This window comes from Pseudanabaena biceps PCC 7429 (assembly GCF_000332215.1).
Classification (GTDB): Bacteria; Cyanobacteriota; Cyanobacteriia; order Pseudanabaenales; family Pseudanabaenaceae; genus Pseudanabaena; species Pseudanabaena biceps.
Map to the genome: position 1 here is coordinate 1 of NZ_ALWB01000321.1, position 4,538 is coordinate 4,538.

3 protein-coding genes are annotated in these 4,538 nt (G+C 44.5%); all 3 read left to right on the forward strand.

Features of this window, described 5'->3' with window-relative positions; genetic code table 11:
* The first annotated feature begins 180 nt into the window (after positions 1-180).
* The 3 genes from PSE7429_RS21660 (at position 181) to PSE7429_RS21670 (ending at position 4,476) form a co-directional block, all read left to right on the forward strand.
* Complete coding sequence (locus PSE7429_RS21660; protein WP_009629517.1) at positions 181-1,011, forward strand: dienelactone hydrolase family protein; 831 nt, start codon at positions 181-183, stop codon at positions 1,009-1,011.
* 245 nt (positions 1,012-1,256) lie between these two features.
* Positions 1,257-1,973, forward strand: a complete 717-nt coding sequence (locus PSE7429_RS21665) for an SDR family oxidoreductase (RefSeq protein ID WP_009629518.1) — start codon at positions 1,257-1,259, stop codon at positions 1,971-1,973.
* A gap of 139 nt (positions 1,974-2,112) precedes the next feature.
* Positions 2,113-4,476, forward strand: a complete 2,364-nt coding sequence (locus PSE7429_RS21670) for a hypothetical protein (RefSeq protein WP_009629519.1) — start codon at positions 2,113-2,115, stop codon at positions 4,474-4,476.
* The last annotated feature ends 62 nt before the right edge of the window (positions 4,477-4,538 follow it).

Below are 4,538 nucleotides of genomic sequence, written 5' to 3' on the forward strand. Positions count from 1 at the left end.
CGCTAAAACCTGCGGCGATCGCCGCAGGTTTTAGCGGTTTATATTTAATGAAGTACTTACATGGGTTCTGGCAAAGACAAACATTATCTTTTGGGTTGATGCAAAATATATAGGGCAGTCAAGCTTGCTTACTGCCCTATATATTTTGAGTATTTTGAGATGTTTTGAGGAATAACTTGAATGGCAAAACTGACCAGACGGAAATTCATTGCGGTTAGTGGCTTGACGGCAGGTTTTGCGATCGCCGTACAACCCATTTCCGCGAAAACAATTACCACCGATCCCCAAGGACTCATCGCTGGCGAAGTCAAAATTCCCGTAGCCGATGGGACAATTCCTGCCTTCAGAGCGATGCCTGACTCTGGCGAAAATTTTCCCGTGATTTTAGTGATTCAGGAAATTTTTGGCGTTCATGCCTATATCCAAGATGTCTGCTGCCGCCTTGCCAAATTAGGTTATGTAGCGATCGCCCCAGAAATGTTTTACCGCCAAGGAGATGTCTCTAAACTTTCTGATATCGCAGAAATTCGCAAAGTGGTTAGCAAAGTCCCTGACGCACAGGTAATGTCCGATCTCGATGCGACGGTAGCATGGGCAGCAAACTCGGCAAAGGGCAATAGCGATCGGCTAGGAATTACGGGCTTTTGTTGGGGTGGGCGCATTACATGGCTCTACGCCGCCCATAATCCTCAAGTAAAAGCTGGAGTGGCCTGGTATGGCAAATTGGTTGGCGAAGCTTCAGAACTAACTCCAAAACATCCTATTGACATCGCCAAAGCTTTGCAAGTGCCAGTTTTGGGGCTTTATGGTGGCAAAGATACGGGTATTCCTTTAGACACCGTCGAGCAAATGCGCGAACAACTAAAAGGTTGCAATGCCAATGCTGAGATAGTTGTTTATCCCGATGCTCCCCATGCTTTCCATGCCGATTATCGACCCTCTTATCGGCAAAAAGAAGCCAAAGATGGCTGGAATCGATTGAAAGCTTGGTTTAAGCAAAACGGAGTTTAAGTTTAAATAAAAAAGAGCGCGATGCGCTCTTTTTTATTCGATTTACCAAATTAGTTTTTAATAGATATATTCAGTAATGTTAGGACAAACATCAAACCCAATAGAGAGTTGCGGCGCGAAGCGCCGCAACTCTCTATTGGGTTTGATGTCCTGATGATTTAGAATTGCCATAGCTATGTAAATAAAAGTAAAGTATTGTAAAGAAGTTCAAACATAAATACTTTACTTTTAAGAAGCAAAGCAAGATGCAAAATAAAGTTGTTGTCGTAGTCGGTGCAACAGGTGGCATTGGTTCCGCACTCGCGCCCAAATTAGCGGAAAATGGGGCGAAATTAGTTCTCGTGGCGAGAGATATCCATAAGTTAGAGGAATTCGTCAATAACCTCGAAGATGATTATGATGCTAAGGCGATCGCTATTCCCACAGACATCACTAAATACGAACAGGTTGAGGGAATGGTGCAAAAAGCGATCGCCGAATTCGGACAGATTGATGTCTTAGTAAATACCGCAGGTGCAGGAATCCTGAAACAGTTCAATCGCATTGAGCCGCAAGATCTTGATTTAATGCTGGACTTAAATCTCAAGGGGAATTTCTACACCAGTCAAATTGTCGCCAATGCTATGAAGGAGCGTAAGGTCGGACATATTTGTAATGTAATTGGCATTCTGGGAAAACATTCGATGGCAATGGCATCCGCCTATTGTGCTTCCAAGTTTGGGGCAGTGGGATTTAGCAAATGCATGGCTGACGAACTTCGTCGCTTTGGGATTAAGATGACATTGTTTTATTTTGGGGGAATTGATTCGCCCTTTTGGGATGATGTTAGTCTAAAAGTCGATCGCAGCAAGATGTTAACGACAGAAACTGCCGCCAATGCAATTATGTTTGCGCTTTCTGCCGATCCGCAAGCTGTACCAATGGAACTCAATATTCAACCTGAAAGTCATTTATTCTTTTAAGTAGTTCGGCATAATTAAAAACCAAAACCAGAGAGCATACCGCCCGCACAGCGGGCGGTATGCTCTTCTAGGTTTTAAGTTTACTTATGCTTAGCTACTTATTCAGCCTTCTGTCCTCTTGTCAAACTTGGATCGTAAAATGCAAAAGCGACATCTATATATATTGTCTATATTCGCCACACTCTTCTCGTTTAGCGTAGCAATTAAGGCAACAGAAATCTTTCAATCGCGGACGGTCAAAATCCCCAATCCCACCGAAATGTCCAAATTGGCGGATTCCTTCAGCCCTGAAGAAATTTCCCAACTGGAAATCGATGACATCTTGCGCGATCGCCTTCGCTTCGATCCCCAATGGCAAGAAATCGCTCAAGCAGTGCGCCAAGATATTATTGTTGCCAAATGGGGGAAGGATAGAGTCGAAAATCCAGTCTGGAAAAAGTATGGAGCTAAGGCTTATCCATTACTGAGTTATTATGCTCGCTCCCGCGATGAGACGAGACAAAAGTATGGACTTGAGGGCATTCGCAGTCTAGGAAAGCCTTACACCACGCTATGGTTAAAGGGACAGATTCAGAGGCGTTTGGATTATCCCAATTTTTACGAAATTGCTCCTTACAATTCAGAGGCACAGAGCAAGGACTGGGAGAAAGAATTTGGTTTAGACGATCCAAAAGTACGGGAAGAATTCATCAGTTTAGCTAAAGCTAATCTTGAACCTAGGAGTTCTGATCGTTATTACGACCAATTCAATCTAGAGTTTTTAACGCGACTCCTCGGTTATGAGGCTGTTTATGGAAAAAATCCCTACGAAAAAAGCAAGAATTTTGGAGGGCTATCGGAATGGTTGCAGTACGAGCAGATTCAACAACCCACCGATAGTCAAATTAAAACAGCGATCGCTTTCTATCAGAAATTAGCGAGTGATGCTCAGGAATATATCTTAGTCGAACGGTTGGGGGCAATGAAGGCGGGAGAAATCACCCCATTTGCGCGGGCTTTCTTTCGTTCTTTAGCGGATGATCGGCAAGCGAACGATCACATGTGGGCGATCGCCGAACTTGATCGTCATGGCGATATCCGAGGGACAGAACTCCTTAATAACATCTTGAATAACGATTTATCCCAACTATATTCCCTCTCAAGAATCGTCAGTTATGAAAATTTTGCTCCAAAAGGTAATTATGCTTATTATCTGCTCTTGGGCATGGTAACCAAATATCCTCAATCTAAATTTGCGATCGCCTGTCGCGAATATGGGGATCTCACGGGACGTTCCTATTTTGACGGACAACCACGCAGTCAGGACATTCTCGATCGCAATGCCAAACGCTCTGAGAAGGAACGGCTCAATGTTTGGCAAGCATGGCTCAATCGTTACCCCACTCATTCAGGGGTAGATGATGCTACCTACTTTCTTGCCCTAGGTTTACAAGCGAATGGTGATATCGTGGGAGCGATGCGCCTCTGGCTCAAAATGATGGTGCAACCCATGGGCGATCGCGATGCGATGTACCTCGCTTTTCCACATGTGCGAACGCTGCTAGATGTCGGATTGTCCATCGAGCAGATCCAGACTCTACTGCAAGAACCAGATAATCAACCCCTTGCACCAATGTTGCAATACGCGATCGCTATTCAATATGCGCGATCGCAAGATTATGCCAAGGCTTTAGAGGTGTCAGCAGATATCAAGTTAGATACTATTCCCGATCAGATACTTACTGACTACTACTATCCACAGGGAAACTGGTGGGGACAGGACGATCGGGTAGTAAATTTTAAGAAGGAATCCCAAAAATTACTCGGCAAGCAAAAACTCCGTTGGCAAAAACTACGCCAATGGCAAATCGAAAATACTCCTGAATCGCGCTATCAAATTGCCTCCAATTGGGCAGGTATGGGTGGTTGGGAAAATGGTTATTTACCCATATGGGACGGATTTCGAGCCTATCTCCTCCCCACCGATTGGAATTGTCGCGATTGGTGGGTATGCGATGAATCTCAACGCAGTAATGCGGAAATTCTCGCCAAATATCAAGCAGGCAGTCAAAATGCGGTCGCTCTTTCTCTCTATCAGAAATTGCTTGAAGATAGTAGTATTTCCACTACTATTCGCGAAAAAACGCTTTATATGGTAGCGATGACTCTCCTTGCCCAGTGGGAAGACCACACTTTCGCAGAAACTCAACGTATCCATCCTCCCGCAGGTGTGACTGCTAGTATCCAATATCGGCAATTGAGTACTAGCGGTCGCAGATATGCCTATCAAGATTACGAAGATCGCGAAAAAGCGATGCGATCAGATTATCAAAGACGTATCGACAGCATCATTACGGAGTTACAAGTTAAGTTTCCTCAAAGCCAATATATAGATGACCTGCTGTTTTCGAGCTTCTTTCTCAGTGAGCAACCCCGTTATCTGCAAACCTTACTGGAGAGATATCCCAATAGCGATCGCGCGGCTGAGGCAAAGTTTCTCTTGCAATTAAAGGGTCAGGGATAGTTATGAATGAAAGCTAGATAATTAAAACCTAAAAGAGCGTACCGCCCGCGTAGCGGGCGGTA

Bases quoted from the DNA above. Each gene is read 5' to 3' on its own strand.
- PSE7429_RS21670 (WP_009629519.1), top strand. From the start codon at position 2,113: ATGCAAAAGCGACATCTATATATATTGTCTATATTCGCCACACTCTTC.
- PSE7429_RS21660 (WP_009629517.1), top strand. From the start codon at position 181: ATGGCAAAACTGACCAGACGGAAATTCATTGCGGTTAGTGGCTTGACG.
- PSE7429_RS21665 (WP_009629518.1), top strand. From the start codon at position 1,257: ATGCAAAATAAAGTTGTTGTCGTAGTCGGTGCAACAGGTGGCATTGGT.